The following is a 16,940-nucleotide window of genomic DNA, read 5'->3' as shown; positions in this document are numbered from 1 at the left end:
CGTTCAGGTCCACCGGCGCGGTACTGCGCTCAATCGGTGCGACCGGCCGTGGGACAATGCGCGCATGGGCGAACCCGAACTCCAGCCGCCGGCCCGGCCCGCGGCCGACGCGCCGCCGCGCGTCCTCACCGAGGCGCTGAAGGCCGACATCCGCGCCGCGTACGCGAAGCTCCAGGCCAACACGCCTGGCTTCAGCACGCGTCGCTCGCAGAGCGCGATGATCGGGCTGGTCTCGCGTGCGCTCGCGACCTCGGGCGGCATCGGTGTGGCCGAGGCGCCGACCGGCGTCGGCAAGTCGCTCGCCTACCTGACCGCCGGCGTGCCGATCGCGCTGGCGACGAAGAAGAAGCTGGTCGTGAGCACCGGCACGGTCGCGTTGCAGTCGCAGTTGGTCGAGCGCGACATTCCCGCGTTCCTCGCCGCCACCGGGCTGGAGGCGAAGGTCGCGCTGGCGAAGGGCCGCACCCGTTACCTGTGCACCCGCAATGCGGCCGAACTGCACGCCGAGCACAGCCAGGGCACGTTGCTGCCGGGCGACGCCGGTCCCGATGAGGGCGGCGACTTCGAGCGCCAGCTCTATGACCGTCCGCTGGCGCCGCACGAGGTCGATGCCGCGCACCGTCTGCTCGAAGCGCACGCCGACCGGCTGTGGGACGGCGACCTCGATGCCGCGCCGGAGCCGGTCTCGCCGGCGCTGCGCGCACGCATCACCACGCCGGCCTCGGGCTGCGCGGGGCGCCGCTGCAGCTTTGCGCAACAATGCCCGGTGCTGCGTGCGCGCACCACCGTGCGCGATGCGCAGATCGTGGTCACCAACCACGCGCTGCTGCTGTCGTCGCTGGCGATGGGCGATGTCGAGAACGGCCAGCCACTGCTGGCACCGCCGAGCGAGATGCTGCTGGTGCTCGACGAGGGCCATCACGTGGCCAACGTCGCGATCGACCAGGGCGCCGCGCGCCTGCCGCTGGCCGACATGGCCAAGCGCACCGGTCGCATGCAGATCCTGATCGCGGGCAGCTACCGGCTGGTCGACAAGGAGAAGATCGGCACGCTGCTGCCCAACGAGGCGATCGAACTGGCGGTGAGGGTGTCGAAGGCGCTCAAGGCCTTCCAACTGGAGGTGGATCGGGTCTGGCAGCCCGAGCCGGGCGAGCGCGAGCCGATGTGGCGCGCGCCGCTGGGCCGGCTGCCGGACGACTGGGCGCCGGCGATCGAAACGCTGGCCGAGGACACCCGCGCGCTGCTCAACTGGGTGCATGCCGCGCAGCAGGCGGTCGCGCGCGCCAAGCAGGACGATCCGGCGCGCGAGAAGCTGCAGCGCAGCCTGGGGATGGCGCTGGAGATGGTCGAGCAGCAGCACGACCTGTGGGCCGGCTGGCGCCGCGAGGACCGCGACGGCGCACCGCCGATGGCGCGCTGGGTCACCGCGACGCGCGAAGGCGATCTGGCGCTGCACTGCTCGCCGGTCTCGGCCGCGCACGTGCTGCGCACGCTGCTGTGGAAGGAGGTCGATTCGGTCGTCATGACCTCGGCCACGCTGACCGGCGGCGGCGACTTCCAGTCGTTCGCGATCGACACCGGCCTGCCCGATCACGCCGAGACCGCATCGCTGCCCTCGCCGTTCGACCTGCCGCGTCAGGCGCAATTGGTGGTGCCGCCGTTCCCGGTGCCACCCGACGACCGCGAGGGCCATCCAAAGGCGGTCGCCGAGTGGCTGGCGCGCGAGCTGGACTGGAAGAAGGGCAGCATGGTGCTGTTCACCTCGCGCTGGAAGATGGAGAAGGTCGCCGAACTGATGCCGGCCTCGCGCCGCGGCGCGATCCAGCTGCAGAGCGCGGGCAACAAGTCGCAGGTCGTCGCCGCGCACCTGGAGCGCGTCGCCGCCGGCAAGGGCTCGGTGCTGTTCGGGCTCAACTCGTTCGGCGAGGGCCTCGACCTGCCCGGCGAGGCCTGCACGACGGTCGTGATCACCCAGGTGCCGTTCGCGGTGCCGACCGATCCGCAGACCGCGACGCTCGGCGAATGGCTCGAGGCCCGTGGCCTGAATCCGTTCAACCTGATCGCGGTGCCGCACGCGCTGCGTACGTTGACCCAGTTCGCCGGCCGCCTGATCCGCACCTCGAGCGACACCGGCCGTGTGGTGATTCTCGATTCGCGGCTGCTCACGCGTCGCTACGGCAAGCGCATCCTCGATGCACTGCCGCCGTTCGAGCGTGTGATCGGCTGAGCACAAGGCGCGTTCATCACGCCTCCCTACGCCTGCGCGACTAGAGTGACGGCCACGCCGGAAGGGCGCCTCGCGCAGCCCGTCGTCCGGCCCCGATCACGACCGACTGCATGAACGCACCCAGCCCGCCGCCGTCTTCTTCGCCCGACACCGTGGACACCACCGACACCGCGCCCGTGCCGCATACGCGCTGGTCGCGTGCGCGCCGGCGCCTGGACAGGACCGTCGAGCGCGTGGAGGACAGCGTGCCGGCCACACTGGTCAAGCGCTTCATCGATGCCGACCTGCTGACCCAGGCCGCATCACTGTCGTTCTACACGCTGATCTCGCTGGCGCCGCTGCTGGTGCTGGTGCTGTGGATCACTGCATCGCTGTATCCCCCGGCGCAGGACGCCCTGCTCGAGCAGATCGGTGAGCTCGCCGGCGAAGGCGCGCGGACGGTCGCCGGCACGGTGATCCAGAACGCCAACGAGCAGCCCGATGTCGGCTCGCTCGCGGGCCTGTGGAGTACGCTGCTGCTGTTCGTCGGCGCGACGGTGGTGTTCGCGCAGTTGCAAGGCACACTGAACCTGATCTTCAAGACCGACAGCGGCCACATTCCCGGCGGGTTGAAGGCGTTCCTGCGCAAGCGCGTGTTCTCGGCGGGCGTGGTGTTCGCGCTCGGCTTCCTGGTGCTGGCCTCGACCTTGCTGACCACCGCGGTCGAGGTGATCTTCGCCAACGTGCCGACGGTGCTGCCGCTGATCGGCAATTCGCTGATGCTGGTGCTTTACTCGCTGGCGTTCGCATTGCTCTACCACTACCTGCCCGACCGGCGCGTGCGCTGGCGCCAGGCCCTGTTCGGCGGGCTCATCACCTCGGTGCTGTTCGTGTTCGGACGCTGGGCGATCGGGCTGTACATCACCCACGCCGCACCGGGCAGTGCCTACGGCTCATTCGGGACCCTGGTGATCCTGCTGATCTGGATGTACTACGCGGCGACGATCTTCTTCGTCGGCGCACTGATCACCGCGGTCGTCGACGAGCGCCTGCGCTGGGCGTCGGTTGACCGCGCGCTGCGCAAGCGCGCCGAGCGGCAGGCCGCTGGAGCAAGCGCCAGCGCGCGCTGAGAATACCGCCCATCGACAAGCGATCGGACTATACTTGGACCTAATTCAGTCCTTGAAGGGCGATCGCCATGACCGAATCCGTGATCAGCCTGAGCGACTTCAAGTCCGAGGCCAGCCAGTGGCTCAAGCAACTGCAGGAAGACCGGCAGGCCGTGATCCTGACGCAGAATGGACGCGGCGCCGCCGTGGTGCAGAGTTACGAGAGCTACCAGCGCCAGCAGCAGAGCCTGCTGATGATGAAGCTGGTCGCGCAAGGCGAGGCCGATGTCCGTACAGGTCGCACCCAGCCGCAGGACGAGGTCTTCGCCGAGCTCCGCGCCCGGCTGGCCCCCCGGCATGGCTGAGCGCGCGGTCCACTGGACGGCAACCGCTAAATACGATCTGTCCGCCATCATCGACTACATCGCCGCCGAAGACCCGCAGGCGGCGCTGTCGGTGCTGGACACACTGCAGCAGCATGCCGCCTCCCTGGAAAGCCTCAGCGAACGGGGACGCATCGTGCCCGAGCTCGGCGACGCCGGTCTCTCGCAGTACCGGGAGCTGGTGGTCAAGCCGTGGCGGGTCCTCTATCTGCCGGGCATCGATGCAGTGCATGTCGTTGCGCTCCTGAACAGCCGCCGCGACCTGCAGACGCTGCTGCTCGAACGGCTGATGCGCTCCTGACATGGCCCGCATCCCCGACGCCTTCATCGACGACCTGCTCGCCCGGACGGACATCGTCGAGGTGATCAACGCGCGCGTCCCGCTCAAGCGGCAGGGCAAGGAGTATTCGGCGCGCTGCCCGTTCCACGACGAGCGTTCGGCCAGCTTCACCGTCTCGCCGACCAAGCAGTTCTATCACTGCTTCGGCTGCGGGGCGCACGGCACTGCGATCTCGTTTCTGATGAACTACGACCGCCTCGAGTTCCTCGACGCGGTGGACGAGCTGGCCAAGCGCGCCGGTATGGAGATCCCGCGCGAGACGACCCAGCGCGAAGCGCGGCCCGACAGCGCACCGATGTACGAGGCGCTCGAGGCCGCGACCCGGTTCTTCCGGCGGCAGCTGGCCGGCAGCGACAAGGCGCGCGACTACCTCGACCGCCGCGGTGTCGACGAGGCGACACGCGAGCAGTTCGCGATCGGCTATGCGCCGGATGGCTTCTCGGCGCTCAAGGACGCGCTGGGCAAGGACGACGCACGCCGCATCACGGTGTTGGAGAAAGTCGGCCTGCTGTCGAAGAACGAGCGCGGCCATAGCTACGACAAGTTCCGCGACCGGGTGATCTTTCCGATCCATGATCGCCGCGGCCGGCCGATCGCGTTCGGCGGCCGGGTGCTCGCGGCCGAGGACTCGCCCAAGTACCTCAACTCGCCCGAGACGCCGCTGTTCCACAAGGGCCGCGAGCTCTACGGCCTGTGGCAGGTGCGCCAGGCCAACCAGAAGATCGAGCGGCTGGTGGTCGTGGAGGGCTACATGGACGTGGTGGCGCTGTTCCAGCACGGCCTGCCGCAGGCGGTGGCGACGCTGGGCACGGCGACCACGCCCGACCACGCCGAGCTGCTGTTCCGCAATGCGGCCGACGTGTACTTCTGCTTCGACGGCGACGCCGCCGGCAGGCGCGCAGCAACGCGTGCGATGGAATCGGTGCTGCCGCGCATGCGTGACGGCCGTCAGGCGTTCTTCCTGTTCCTGCCCGATGGCGAGGACCCGGATACGATCGTGCGCCAGGAGGGCGTGCAGGGCTTCGAGGCGCGACTGGCGCAGGCCACGCCGTTGTCGACGTTCTTCTTCGACACCATCGGCGATGGCATCGCGCTGTCGACGCTCGATGGCAAGGCCCGCCTGGCCGAGCGCGCCAAGCCGATGCTGGCGCAGATTCCGGACGGCGCGTTCGCCGATCTGATGCGCCAGCGGTTGACCGAGTTGACCGGACTGGGCCGGCCTGCGGCATCGGCGCCCGCACTGCCGACCCGCATGCCGCGCGGTGGGCGCGCGGTGCCGGCGCCGCGACGCAGCCTGGTGCGCCACGCGATCGCGCTGTTGCTGCAGAAGCCGGCGATGGCCGCGACGCTGCCGCCACCCTACCCGTTCGTCGCGCTGCAGCAGCCGGGCATCGATCTGCTGACCGAATTGATCGCGGTCGCCAGCGTGCGCCCGGATATCAGCACCGGCTCGCTGCTCGCCCACTTCGACGGCCGTGACGAGGCGACCGCGCTGCAGAAGCTCGCCAGCCAGTCGTTGCCGGGCGACGAGGCGACCTGGGAGATCGAGTTGCGCGATGTCGTCGCCCAGCTCGACCGACAGGTGTTGCAGCAGCGCATCGACGATCTGCTGGCCCGCCAGCGCGAGGGCGCGCTCGATGCCGCCGGCAAGCAGACGCTGCGCGAGCTGCTGAGCCAGCGCGCGGGCTAATCCGTCACGCCGCAGGGTGGATCGCGCAGGTGCTGCGGCGGCCATGGTGTCCGTTGGCGCCACCGATCCGGCAATGAAAGCGCTTCCACACGGCGGCGCCAACACATCATCGACGCGCCCTTAACTCCAGCGCTGGTCTGATCCGCCGCGGGGGATCATCGGCAACGCCACGTAGGCGCAACGCGCCTGTCGTGGGCCGCGCCTCGCCACGACGACGCCAGGGCCCGCGCAGACGGGTCCGGCCAGGTCCCCGCTGTCTCCCTCCACAGGATGTTTTGCCATGCGTTCGATGCCCTTCCCCCACACCCGGCCCGGCCTGCGCCATGCCGCGACCGCTCTGCTGCTTGCCGGCCTGCTGAGCGCTGGCTGCGCGAAGATCGACACCCCGCCGGCGCTGGTCAAGCCGTTGCACATCGATCTGTCGGCGCCCGTCGCCGAGCAGGTGGACCTGGCCTGGCCGCAGCGTGACGGCACGCTCGCCAGCGAACACACGATCGCGCAGGCGCGCCAGGTCACGTTGCGGCTGCCCGACGGCCGGCAGTTGACGGTGCCGGCCGAGCGGGTCGCGTTCCGCCAGCAGGACGGCATGCTCGCCAGCGTCAACATCGAGCCCAGCGGCGCCGGCGGCGAGCACACCGCCGCCTTGAATCAGGTGCGCGGCCTGCTCGAGGACAATCGCCTGCTCGACCCGACGCTCGCCCATGAGCTCGACGGCTGGGCGGTCGCCGGCGGCGCCCCGCAGACTGCGCGCGTGGTGATCCGCGACGTGGACGTGCAGGTGGGTTTGCGTCCGGACCGCCGGATCGGCTGGCAGAGCACGCTCGATTTCTCGCCGCGCACCTGCCAAATGCCGGCCGGGCTCGACGGCGACCCGGATGCCTGCCTGCACGCACCGCCGACGACCGACGGCGCACTCGCCGACGTGCAGGGCTGACGCCAGCGACTACCGCGCATCGGAGCAATGCGGCGGACACCGGCTTGCCTGCAATCCGCACAACGGCCGCGATTCTGGCTGATCACGCTCGCGATGCGCGAGGGGTGCATCCCCTCTGGCAGACGTGGCCCACCTGAGGGACCGGTCCAAGGCACATCTCACCGTATCGAGGGGCTTGCCCGGGTCGAGAGTCCGACCCGGGCCTCAGGTAGCATACGTCGATGAAGTCCCCTGCCTCCGTATCGCGCCATGGCGATCGTATCGCCTGGATCCGGCCCTACCTCGAACGCGCGCCGTTGGCGGCGTTCCTGCTTGGGGTGTCTTCCGGCTTCCCCTACGCGATGCTTGGCGCGACGCTCACCACCCGGTTGGCACAGGATGGCATCGACAAGAGGAGCGTGACCGCCTTCGCCCTGGCCTTTCTCGTTTACAACCTCAAGTTTCTTTGGGCGCCCTTGGTCGATCGCTACCGGCTACCGCTGCTCGGCCGGTTCGGCCAGCGCCGGTCCTGGCTGTGGCTTTCGGCGATGGCCGTGGCTGCGACCATCGTTCACCTTGGCCTGCTCGATCCATCTGCAAATCTGGGCTGGTTCGCGGTCGCCGCCATTGCGGTGGGCGTCGCAGGCGCCACGTTCGACATCGTGATCGACGCCTATCGCATTGAGTTGCTCAAACCGCATCAACTCGGCGTCGGATCGGGTATGTCGCAGTACGGCTGGCGTATCGGCTCGGTTGGCGCGGGGGCGCTGGCGTTGCTGTTGGCGGCCTCGATGGGCTGGAGCATCGCTTATATCGCGTGCGCCACGTTTGCCTTGCCCGCAGCTTTCGTTGGCTTCTGGCTCGGCGAACCGGAGCGTCACCGCGAGCCGACGAAACACAAGGGCGTGGCCGCAGCCTGGGCCGCCGTGGCAGGGCCGCTGGGCGAGTTCTTCCGGCGCAAGGGCGCATTCCTGGTCCTGTTGTTCGTTTTACTGCACAAGATCGGCGACACGCTGGCTAATCTGACGCTGCGACTTCTGCTCAACGACCTGAATTTCAGCAATGCCGAGATCGCGACCTACGACGTGGGCGTCGGCTTTATCGCCTATCTGGTCGGCATTTTCGTCGGCGGCATTCTCTATGCGCGCATTGGCATGAAGCGGTCGGTGTTCCTGGCGCTGGTCCTGATGGCCGTGTCCAACCTTTCGTTCGCGCTCTTGGCGGCTGTCGGCCACAGCAATGGGCTGCTGGCGTTCACGATCGGATTCGAGAACTTCGCCAGCGGGATCGGCGGTGTGGTCGTCGTTGCCTACCTGTCGGCGCTGTGCAATCTCTCGTTCACCGCGACCCAATTCGCCCTGTTGTCCGCTGCCGCGTCAGTCGTGGGACGCTTCATCACCGGCACGACGGCCGGCACCCTGATCGAGCAGATGGGCTACGTCAACTTCTACCTGCTCACAACCGCGATCGCGCTTCCGGGCGTCGCACTGTTCGCCTGGATGATGAAGGCCGGGCTGATCGACGCCTCGATCGCGGAGCAGGACGTGCGCCGCGAGGAACAGGCCACCGGTTAGGCAATCCGCAGTCAGTCGCCGCTGATTCCGTCCTGCCCGCCCGCGGAACGCCAACGGTTCATGGACGCGGGTCGCGATCCCGCTCCATTGGGGACGCCAAACCGGCAGCGAATCGCCCGTTCAACCGCGATAGTCCACGACGAGCGGCGCGTGGTCGGAGAAGCGCGGTTCGGCGTGAACGGCAGCGGCCTGGATGCGATCGCGCAGCGAGGGCGTGACGAACTGGTAATCGATGCGCCACCCCACGTTGTTGGCCCGCGCCGCGCCGCGGTTGCTCCACCAGGTGTACTCGGCGGCTTCGGGCCGCAGCACGCGCAGCGCGTCGAGCCAGCCGGTCGCCGGCGGATCGCACAGCCCGTCGCCGCAGGCATCGGCGATCATGCCGTTGAGCCAGGCGCGCTCGGGCGGCGTGCAGCCGGAGTTCTTCTGATTGCTCGACCAGTTGCGGATGTCGTTGCGGCTGCGCACGATGTTCCAGTCACCGCACAGCACGTAGTCGCGGCCACTGGCCAGCCATTCGTCGAGGATCGGCCGCAACCAGGCCATGACCTCGAACTTGAAGCCCTGGCGCAGATCGCCGGACGAGCCGGACGGAATGTAGAACGAGACCACGCTCAGGTTGCCGAAGCGTGCCTCGATGTAGCGGCCCTCCTCGTCGAACGGCGCCCAGCCCAGCGCGGTGCGCACCTCATCGGGCTCGCGTCGCGCATAGATCGCGACCCCGCTGTAGCCCTTCTTGGTGGTCGCATCGCGAAACCAGGCCTTGTAGCCGGCCGGCAGGAACTCAGGGCCAGCGAGCTGGTGCTCCTGGGCCTTGGTCTCCTGCACGCACAGCACATCGGCGTCCTGCGCAGCGAACCAGTCGAAGAACCCCTTGCGGGCGGCCGAGCGCAGGCCATTGGCGTTGAAACTGATGATTCTCATGGCGCGAAGGGTAACCGACCCACGGCCGCCGGTCCGCCCGATCGCCACCGCCAGCGGGATCGCACCTCCCCCGTCCAGAGGGACAGGAGGAAGCACTTCACGCGCACCTCCCCCGCTTGCGGGGGAGGTCGATGCGCGCAGCGCGTCGGGTGGGGGCGCGCGGCCTATTCCGGGCGCGGCGTCGTCGCCGTGCTCGGCGGCAGCAGCGGATAGGCAATGTCGGGCTGCTGGCCGGTCAGGGTACGCAGGAACGCGGCGATCGCGCTCACTTCGGCGGTCGCCAGTTCGCGGCCGAGCTGACTGGTGCCCATGATCGCGACTGCCTGCTCCAGATCCCAGACCTGGCCGCTGTGGAAGTACGGCGCGGTCAGCTCGACATTGCGCAGCGGCGCGGCGCGGAACACGTATGCGTCGCTTGCGGTCTGGGTGACCGCGAAGCGCCCCTTGTCCCCCTCGGGCAGAATCTCCGCGCCGGGCCGGGCGATGACGCCGAATGGGAAGTACGCCTGGCCACCGAAATTCGCGCCGTTGTGGCATGCCGCGCAGCCACTGTCGACGAACAGCCGCAGGCCGCGTCGTTCGGTGGCATCGAGGGCCGCGTCTTCGCCACCGAGCCAGCGGTCGAAGCGTGCGTGCGGGGTCACCAGCGTGGCTTCGAAGGCTTCGAGCGCAAGCGCCATGTTGTCGAAGCTCACCGGCGCGGCGTCGCCGGGAAAGGCCGCGGCGAACAGCGCGACGTAGCGCGGCATGCTCAGCAGGGTCTCGACCACACGCTCGGGCGTGTTGTTCATCTCCACGCTCGCCTGCACCGGGCCTTTCGCCTGCTCGGCAAGATCGGCGGCGCGGCCGTCCCAGAACTGCGCGGCGTTGAACACCGCATTGAAGACAGTCGGCGAGTTGCGCGGCCCGCGCTGCCAGCCGTGACCGATCGAGACCGTCACGTTGTCGGCGCCGCCGGTGCCGATGTTGTGGCAGGTGTTGCAACTGATGATGTGGCTGCGCGAGAGCCGCGGCTCGAAGAACAGCATGCGGCCCAGCGCAAGCCGTTCCTCGGTGATCGCGACACCCCGCACCTGCGCCGGCACTACGCCCACTGTGCCGAACAGCGCCGCCGCAGTGGCGCGCAAGCCGTCATCGTCGTCGCGTTGCGCCAGTGCGGCGCTGCCTGCGCCCAGCGCGAGGGCGACCGCAGCCGCCACGCCTACCACCCATCCCGTCCGCATCGTCCCGCTCCATTTCCATGACGCGTCGAGAATGCGCGGCATCGCCATCGTCGGCATTGATCGCGCGCAACGGCGCACCGATGCGACCGCGCGCGTTGCCTTACCATTTCGGCTCTCCGCCCCTTTCCGCCAGGCCGCCGATGTCCGACCACCGCACCCGCTTCCTGCAACTCGCCTTCAACGTGAAGGCGCTGCGCTTTGGCGAGTTCACGCTCAAGTCCGGCCGTGTCAGCCCATACTTCTTCAATGCCGGTCGCTTCGACTCGGGCGCGGCCCTGGCGACGCTGGCACGCTGCTACGCCGATGCACTCGATGCGGCCGGGCTCGACTTCGACCTGCTGTTCGGGCCGGCCTACAAGGGCATTCCGCTGGCGAGCGCGCTGGGCGTGGAGTACGCACGCCGCGGGCGCGACCTGCCCATCACCTTCAACCGCAAGGAGGCCAAGACCCACGGCGAGGGCGGCACCTTGATCGGTGCATCGCTCGACGGCCGCCGGGTGCTGATCGTCGACGATGTGATCACCGCCGGCACCGCGATCCGCGAAGCGCTGGGGCTGATCGACACGGCCGGCGGACGGGTCGCGGGCATTGCGATCGCGCTCGACCGCCAGGAGCGCCTGACCGACGACGATCCGCGCTCGGCCGCCCAGCGGGTGGCCGACGAACAGGGCGTGCCGGTGGTGTCGATCGCCGGGCTGTCGGACCTGCTTGCGTTCGCGGGCGAAAACGCGACACTGGATGCCGAGCGCGACCGCCTGCTTGCCTACCGCTCGCGATACGGAAGCGGCCCGGCGCGCTGATGGCGCGCCAGCGCCCCGGGGGAGGGACACGATGACGTTGCAGGGACTTCTGGCCGCCGCACTGTCGCTCGCCGCCGCGACCGCCGGGGCGCAAACCGCCGCGCCCGACCGCAAGGTGTACTGCTGGGACGAAGGCGGTCGCCGGGTCTGCGGCGATGCCCTGCCCGCCTCGGCGGTGAATGCCGCGCGCACCGAGATCGACGCGCGCAGCGGCGTGCGCACCGCCGAGATCGGCCGCGCGCTCACCGATGAGGAGCGCAGTGCGGCCGAGGCCGCGCAGGTGCAGGCGCAGCGCGAGGCCGAGGCACGCGGGGTGCTGCAGCGGCGGGAGCTGGCGATGGTCGAGGCCTACGCGACCGAAGCCGACCTGCGGCGCGCCTACGGCGAGCGCATCGTGCTGGTCGAAGAAGCGATCAAGACCTCGCACCTGGGCATCGCCAACCTGCGCGCGAGCCTGCTGTCGCTGCTGCGCCAGGCCGCCGATCTGGAACTGCGCGATGCGCCGGTCGACGCGACATTGATCGCCGGCATCCGCGCCCAGCGCGCGGATCTGGAGCGCCAGACCGCAGTGCTCGAGCAACAGCTGGCCGACCGGGCCGCGCTCGGCGGCGATCTGCGCGCAGCACTGGCCCGCTATCGCGAGCTCAAGCAACCGGCGGCGGTGCGGGACTAGCAGCGCGGGGCTGGCCCCCACCCGGCGCGCGAGCGCGCCGACCTCCCCCGCGCCGCGGAGGAGGTGATCATCCGCAGCGCACGCAGGACGGCCCGCTTGTCTCCCTCCCCCGCATGGCGGGGGAGGGCTGGGGTGGGGGCCGCTGTTCGCGAAAGCCCCCGCCCCCACCCGATGCCTGTGGCATCGACTTCCCCCGCGAGCGGGGGAGGTGACCATGACGGTGCGCCGCGGGTTTGGCCCCGCCCGGATCGGGCGCGTATGCTGCCCGCCCCCACCGCTGCACCGTGAGTCCCTGTGTCCGACCCGATTTCCGCCCTGCTGCTCGGCATCATCGAGGGGCTCAGCGAGTTCCTGCCCATCTCCAGCACCGGCCACCTGCTGATCGCCCAGCACTGGCTCGGCGCGCGCTCGGATTTCTTCAACATCATCATCCAGGCCGGCGCGATCGTCGCGATCACGCTGGTGTTCCGCCAGCGTATCTGGAGCCTGACCACCGGCCTTGGCGAACGCGCCAACCGCGACTATGCGATGAAGCTGGCGCTGGCGTTCCTGGTCACCGCGCTGGTCGGCCTGCCCGTGCGCATGGCCGGCTGGGAGCTGCCCGAGACCGTCACGCCGGTGGCTTGGGCACTGGTGATCGGTGGGCTGTGGATGATCGTTGCCGAGCGCCTGGCCGAACGCAGGCCCGACCGCAGCGATGTCACCTGGACGGTCGCAGTGCTGGTGGGCCTGGCGCAGGTCCTGGCCGGCGTGTTTCCCGGCACCTCGCGCTCGGCAGCGGCGATCTTCATTGCGATGCTGGCCGGCCTGAGTCGGCGCTCGGCGGCGACGGAGTTCGTGTTCCTGGTCGGCATCCCGACGATGTTCGCGGCCAGCGGCTATGCGTTCATGGAGTTGTGGCTGGACCAGGGCCTGGGCGAGGAAGCCTGGGGCGATGTCGCGATCGCCTTCGTCGCCGCGATGGTGACCGGCTTCATCGTGGTCAAGTGGTTGCTCGGCTACATCAAACGTCATCGCTTCACCGGCTTTGCGCTCTACCGCATCGCGCTCGGCCTGGGCCTGCTGCTGTTGATGCCGTCGGGGGTCTGAGGCGGGGCTTTCGGGAGGGCCCGTGCCCCCACCCGACGCGCGGGGCGCGCCGACCTCCCCCGCAGGCGGGGGAGGTGGTACGTGCGATTTGGTTCTCCCTCGGGCGGGGTGAGGTGGTACACGCGATTTGGTTCTCCCGCAGGCGGGGAAGGCGATAGGCGCGATCTGGCGTGGCGGACATCGCCGGCGCATACCGGCGTCCACGCAGCGCGTTCAGGCGAGCCGGTTAAGCTTGCGCACATCCGTTCGTCCGACAAGGAGACTCCCGATGCGTCGTGCACTGCCGCTGCTGCTGCCGTTCGCCCTGATCGCCTGCTCGCCGGCCACCTCGCCGCCCGATGGCGCCGCGACGCCGGATGCGCAGGCGGCGGCCGCCGACCTGCCCGACGCTGCGCCGGCCGACCACACTGCCACGCTCGGGGCCTATCACTGGCGTCTGGTGGACGCGCGTTCGGGCGCGGGGGCCCGGATCGACGGATTGCTCGCGGAAGGTGGCGAGCCACTGCAGTTGGATTTCCGCGATGGCGGCGTCCAGGTCCGCAACGCCTGCAACAACATGAGCGCGAACGTGGCGCTCGACGACGACCGCATGACTGTCGACCAGGTGATCTCGACCATGATGGCCTGCCAGGACGCACGGCTGCAGACGCTCGAGCGCGAGATCGGCCAGCGCCTGCCCGGCACCCATCGCATCACCATCGCAGAGGGCGAAACCCCGCGGCTGACGCTGCAGACCGACGGCGGCGATGTGCTGACGTTCGAAGGCACGCCCACGCCCGCCACGCGCTACGGCAGCGCCGGCGAGCAGGTGTTCCTGGAGGTCGCGCCCGAACGCGTGGCCTGCAGTCATCCGCTGATCCCCGATCACCGCTGTCTGCAGGTGCGCGAGGTGCGCTATGACGCCGACGGCGTACGTGTGCCTGGCGACGCGCCGTGGACGCCGCTGTACCAGGAGATCGAGGGCTTCACCCACGAAGACGGCACGCGCAACGTCGTGCGGGTGCAACGCTTCGATGTGGCCAACCCGCCGGCCGATGCGCCGGCGCAGGCGTATGTGCTCGACATGGTGGTCGAATCGGAGACCGTCGCGCGCTGAGCGCAACGTTATCGGGGCGTGCGCAACGACGCGCGCCCCGATACGCCGATCCCCGCCCGAGGCCGGGGTGCCGCGCGGGCCTCAGACCGGCGTGGCGCCCGGATGCAGTGCGTAGCTGCCCCACACAGTTGCCTCGGCCAGTACATGGCCCTGCATCGCACGCTGCACATCGCCGGCGGTGAAGCGCTCGGGCACGTCGAGACGGTCGACGTCGAGCGCGAACAGGCGGAAGAAATAGCGATGCGTGCGCAGGTCGTTGGGCGGCGGGTACGGACCGTCGTAGCCGAACCAGTCGCCGGCCATGTCGGCGTCGCCTGCGAACCAGCCGGTGTAGTCGTTCAGACCCTGACGCGCACCGGCCGGTCCCGGCGGTCGCCGCTTGCCGCCCGGGGTCACGCCTTCGCTGGCGCTGCCTGCCTCGATCGCGCGCAGTTCGGCCGGCAGGTCGACGACCGCCCAATGCACGAACGTGCCGCGCGGATGCGCGACCGGAATCTCGACATCGTCGCGACCGGCCAGCGACGGGTCGGTCGGAGCATCGGGATCCAGGCACAGCAGCGCGAACGAACGCGTACCGGCCGGGACCTCGTCCCAAGCCAGGTGCGGATTGCGGTTGCCGCCGAAGCCGTCGGGCGTGCCCGCGGCGAAGGCCGCCGGAATCGGTTGGCCGGGCGCGAAGCTGTCGCTGTGGATGCGCATGGTGTCGTCTCCTGCGTGGCGGAAGTCGGGGCGGTGGTCAGGCCTGCGGATAGCCCAGGCGCACCGCGACCGGGGTCAATGCGGCGATCGGGCCGGCCAGCGCGTCGGTGTACGCACGCCAGCGTCCGGCCGGCAGGCGATCGGGGCCGAGCGCCTGCGGCGGCGGCACCGGGAAACCATCGAGCGCCAGGGCCTCGCCCAGCGCGGCGGACACCGCCATCGGATCGGCGGCCGGTGCGTCGGTGCGCACGATCGTGATCGGCATCAGCTGCTGCTCGATGAGCTCGGCGAACTGCGCCAGGTGGCGGGCCAACCAGTCGGCCGCGCCCTGCGCGTCTTCGATGCGCATGGTCAACGCGGTGCCGAACGCCAGCCATTCGAGCAACATGTCGCGCGGATCGCGCAGCGCCAGCAGCAAACGTGCCTGCGGCAGCTCGGGGCGCAGCGCCAGCAGCCAGGCGTTGTCCCACCACGGCAGCCAGTCGACGATCGCGCCTTCGCCGGCATCGCGTGCCGGCAACTGGGTACGCCAGCTGTCGACGATCTGGCGCGCGGTGAACTCGCCCGCGGCGAGCCGGGCGGGCACGCGCGTGTCCTGGAAGGCGTCGGCGACCGGGCCGGCGAAGCGGTCGGCGCGGAACTGCCGCACCGCCTGCCGCAGCAGGCCGGCGACACGATCGACCTGGGCGCCGGGCGGTCCGTAGAGGAACACCGCCGGCGGTTGCGGTGCCAGAGACTCGGCGACCGGCGGCCACTGCGCCGGTGCGGCGGTAGGCTCTGGCGGTGCGCTCGCCGCAGCGCTGGTATCGATGCTGACCGCGGTCCAGGTCGCGACCGCATCGGCGTGGCGGCCGGCGGCGTCCTGGGCGAGGCCGACCCAGCGGCGCAGCATCAGGCGCGCGGCGTCGTGTGCGGTCGCCTGCAGGCCTTCGGCAAAGGTCACCGCCGCGTCCGGGTCGCGCGCGAGCAACTGGTTGAACAGGAATTCGTTGGCCGCGGCATGACCGGGCTGCAGCGCGGTGACCGCGCGCGCGACCGCTTCGGCCGCCTCCATATCACCAGCACCGGTCTCCAGCGACAGGCGTGCCTGCAGCGCCGGCAGGTGATCGGGACGGCGGGCGTTCCAGCGCTCGACGATGCTGCGCGCGGCTTCGCCGGCGAACGGCTCGAACGCCAACCGCGCAAGCCACAGATGATCGTGCTCGGGGCCGGCTGCGAGCGCGGCATCGAGCGTGCTGCGGGCGTCGTCCGCAGCGTCGGTCCGGCTCCACAGCTGGACCAGCGCATTGGTCGCGCGGCGCGACTCGGGATGCGCGGCGAATGCGGCACGCAGCAACGGCGCGGCGCGTTCGGGACGCCCGGCCTCCAGTTCGAGCTCGCCGCCGAGCGTCTGCCACGCCGGGGTGACCTGCGCCGGATCGGCCAGGATCTCGGCGATCACGTCGGCGGCATCGGCAGGACGGCCCTGCTGCAGCACGATCTGCGCCAGCAACCCACGCAGCGGCGCCTGGCCGGTCTGCTCGATCACGCGGCGGAACGCCTGCTCGGCGAACGCCAAGTGGCCGGCCGCGAGATAGCCGAAGGCCAGCGCGTGCAGCACCTGCAGGTCCTCGGGCGCTTGGCTGGAGGCGTGCGACAGCAGGCCCAGGGCGCGGTCGTGGTCGCCGCGGCGCGAGGCGATCGCGCCGGCAAGCATCGTCGTCCACGGGTGCTCGGGCGCCACGCGCTCGGCCAGCTTCTGCTGCTGCTCGGCCTCGTCGAGATCGCCGCGGCCGATCGCCATCTGCGCGCGCATCACATAGGCGCCGAACTGGTTGGGATCGAGCGCGACGGTCTGCGACAACGCCGCCTGCGCGGCCTCCAGGTCGCGCGCGTCGAGCAGCATGCCCGCGCGCTGGAAGTGCAACTCGGCTTCGTCCGGGGCATCGGCAATCGCGGCGTCGATCGCAGCCAGCGCACCGGCGCGATCGCCGGCCGTGCGCAGCGCAAGCGCGGCGGCGCGCAGCAGGCCGACATCGCGGGGTGCATCGACCAGGGCCTGACGCGCGAGTGCGGCGGCGTCATCGTGGGCGCCGCGGCGCAGGGCATCGAGGATCTGTTGCTGCATGCTGGTGCCGGCGTGACGCCGTCCGTCTGGCTGGGCCGGCCATTGTAGCGGGCCGCTGCCCGCCCACCGGAGCTCATGCCTGACCCGTCGCGCATCGCGTGCGACCTCGCCGCG

At 70.2% G+C, this 16,940-nt stretch carries 15 protein-coding genes; 11 read left to right on the top strand and 4 right to left on the bottom strand.

The genetic code is table 11. The annotated features are described in order from the left end of the window. Window positions 1–64: 64 nt before the first annotated feature. The 7 genes from dinG (at window position 65) to WAF18_RS02640 (ending at window position 8,215) form a co-directional block, all read left to right on the top strand. Window positions 65–2,227: an ATP-dependent DNA helicase DinG gene (gene dinG / locus WAF18_RS02670; protein ID WP_337243742.1), complete on the top strand. Its 2,163-nt coding sequence runs from the start codon at window positions 65–67 to the stop codon at window positions 2,225–2,227. Between the two features lie 110 nt (window positions 2,228–2,337). Further along, complete coding sequence (locus tag WAF18_RS02665) at window positions 2,338–3,336, top strand: YihY/virulence factor BrkB family protein (RefSeq protein WP_337243741.1); 999 nt, start codon at window positions 2,338–2,340, stop codon at window positions 3,334–3,336. Window positions 3,337–3,404: 68 nt separating this feature from the next. Further along, window positions 3,405–3,680, top strand: a complete 276-nt coding sequence (locus WAF18_RS02660) for a type II toxin-antitoxin system Phd/YefM family antitoxin (protein WP_337243740.1) — start codon at window positions 3,405–3,407, stop codon at window positions 3,678–3,680. Then, on the top strand, window positions 3,673–3,999 hold the full coding sequence (locus WAF18_RS02655; RefSeq protein ID WP_337243739.1) for a type II toxin-antitoxin system RelE/ParE family toxin: 327 nt from the start codon (window positions 3,673–3,675) through the stop codon (window positions 3,997–3,999). The genes WAF18_RS02660 and WAF18_RS02655 overlap by 8 nt, the downstream gene beginning before the upstream one ends. A gap of 1 nt (window position 4,000) precedes the next feature. Next, window positions 4,001–5,728, top strand: coding sequence for a DNA primase (dnaG, locus tag WAF18_RS02650; RefSeq protein ID WP_183424874.1), 1,728 nt, complete (start codon window positions 4,001–4,003; stop codon window positions 5,726–5,728). 280 nt (window positions 5,729–6,008) lie between these two features. Beyond that, complete coding sequence (locus WAF18_RS02645) at window positions 6,009–6,662, top strand: hypothetical protein (protein ID WP_337243738.1); 654 nt, start codon at window positions 6,009–6,011, stop codon at window positions 6,660–6,662. 221 nt (window positions 6,663–6,883) lie between these two features. Then, complete coding sequence (locus WAF18_RS02640; protein ID WP_337243737.1) at window positions 6,884–8,215, top strand: MFS transporter; 1,332 nt, start codon at window positions 6,884–6,886, stop codon at window positions 8,213–8,215. A 120-nt stretch (window positions 8,216–8,335) separates the two neighbouring features. Here the strand turns inward: WAF18_RS02640 and WAF18_RS02635 are convergent, their stop codons facing one another. Beyond that, on the bottom strand, window positions 8,336–9,139 hold the full coding sequence (locus WAF18_RS02635) for an exodeoxyribonuclease III (RefSeq protein WP_337243736.1): 804 nt from the start codon (window positions 9,137–9,139) through the stop codon (window positions 8,336–8,338). Window positions 9,140–9,303: 164 nt separating this feature from the next. After that, window positions 9,304–10,362 carry a cytochrome-c peroxidase gene (locus WAF18_RS02630; protein ID WP_337243735.1) on the bottom strand — a complete coding sequence of 353 codons (1,059 nt, stop codon included), beginning with the start codon at window positions 10,360–10,362 and terminating at the stop codon, window positions 9,304–9,306. Window positions 10,363–10,502: 140 nt separating this feature from the next. Here WAF18_RS02630 and pyrE point away from each other — a divergent pair, with 140 nt between their 5' ends. The 4 genes from pyrE to WAF18_RS02610 all read left to right on the top strand — a co-directional run bounded on the left by pyrE (window position 10,503) and on the right by WAF18_RS02610 (window position 14,020). Beyond that, complete coding sequence (gene pyrE / locus WAF18_RS02625) at window positions 10,503–11,162, top strand: orotate phosphoribosyltransferase (RefSeq protein ID WP_337243734.1); 660 nt, start codon at window positions 10,503–10,505, stop codon at window positions 11,160–11,162. 31 nt (window positions 11,163–11,193) lie between these two features. Continuing rightward, window positions 11,194–11,835 carry a hypothetical protein gene (locus WAF18_RS02620; RefSeq protein ID WP_337243733.1) on the top strand — a complete coding sequence of 214 codons (642 nt, stop codon included), beginning with the start codon at window positions 11,194–11,196 and terminating at the stop codon, window positions 11,833–11,835. Between the two features lie 294 nt (window positions 11,836–12,129). Next, window positions 12,130–12,924, top strand: a complete 795-nt coding sequence (locus WAF18_RS02615; RefSeq protein ID WP_337243732.1) for an undecaprenyl-diphosphate phosphatase — start codon at window positions 12,130–12,132, stop codon at window positions 12,922–12,924. 268 nt (window positions 12,925–13,192) lie between these two features. After that, window positions 13,193–14,020, top strand: coding sequence for an META and DUF4377 domain-containing protein (locus WAF18_RS02610; protein WP_337243731.1), 828 nt, complete (start codon window positions 13,193–13,195; stop codon window positions 14,018–14,020). Between the two features lie 81 nt (window positions 14,021–14,101). On the opposite strand, the gene WAF18_RS02605 is transcribed toward WAF18_RS02610, so the two are convergent. Then, window positions 14,102–14,719, bottom strand: coding sequence for a YbhB/YbcL family Raf kinase inhibitor-like protein (locus WAF18_RS02605; protein ID WP_337243730.1), 618 nt, complete (start codon window positions 14,717–14,719; stop codon window positions 14,102–14,104). Window positions 14,720–14,756: 37 nt separating this feature from the next. Beyond that, on the bottom strand, window positions 14,757–16,826 hold the full coding sequence (locus WAF18_RS02600; RefSeq protein ID WP_337243729.1) for a tetratricopeptide repeat protein: 2,070 nt from the start codon (window positions 16,824–16,826) through the stop codon (window positions 14,757–14,759). Between the last annotated feature and the right edge of the window lie 114 nt (window positions 16,827–16,940).

The organism is Luteimonas sp. gir (assembly GCF_037198055.1).
In the GTDB taxonomy this organism is placed as follows: domain Bacteria; phylum Pseudomonadota; class Gammaproteobacteria; order Xanthomonadales; family Xanthomonadaceae; genus Luteimonas; species Luteimonas citri_A.
This window is presented reverse-complemented; position numbering and strand designations above follow the sequence as displayed.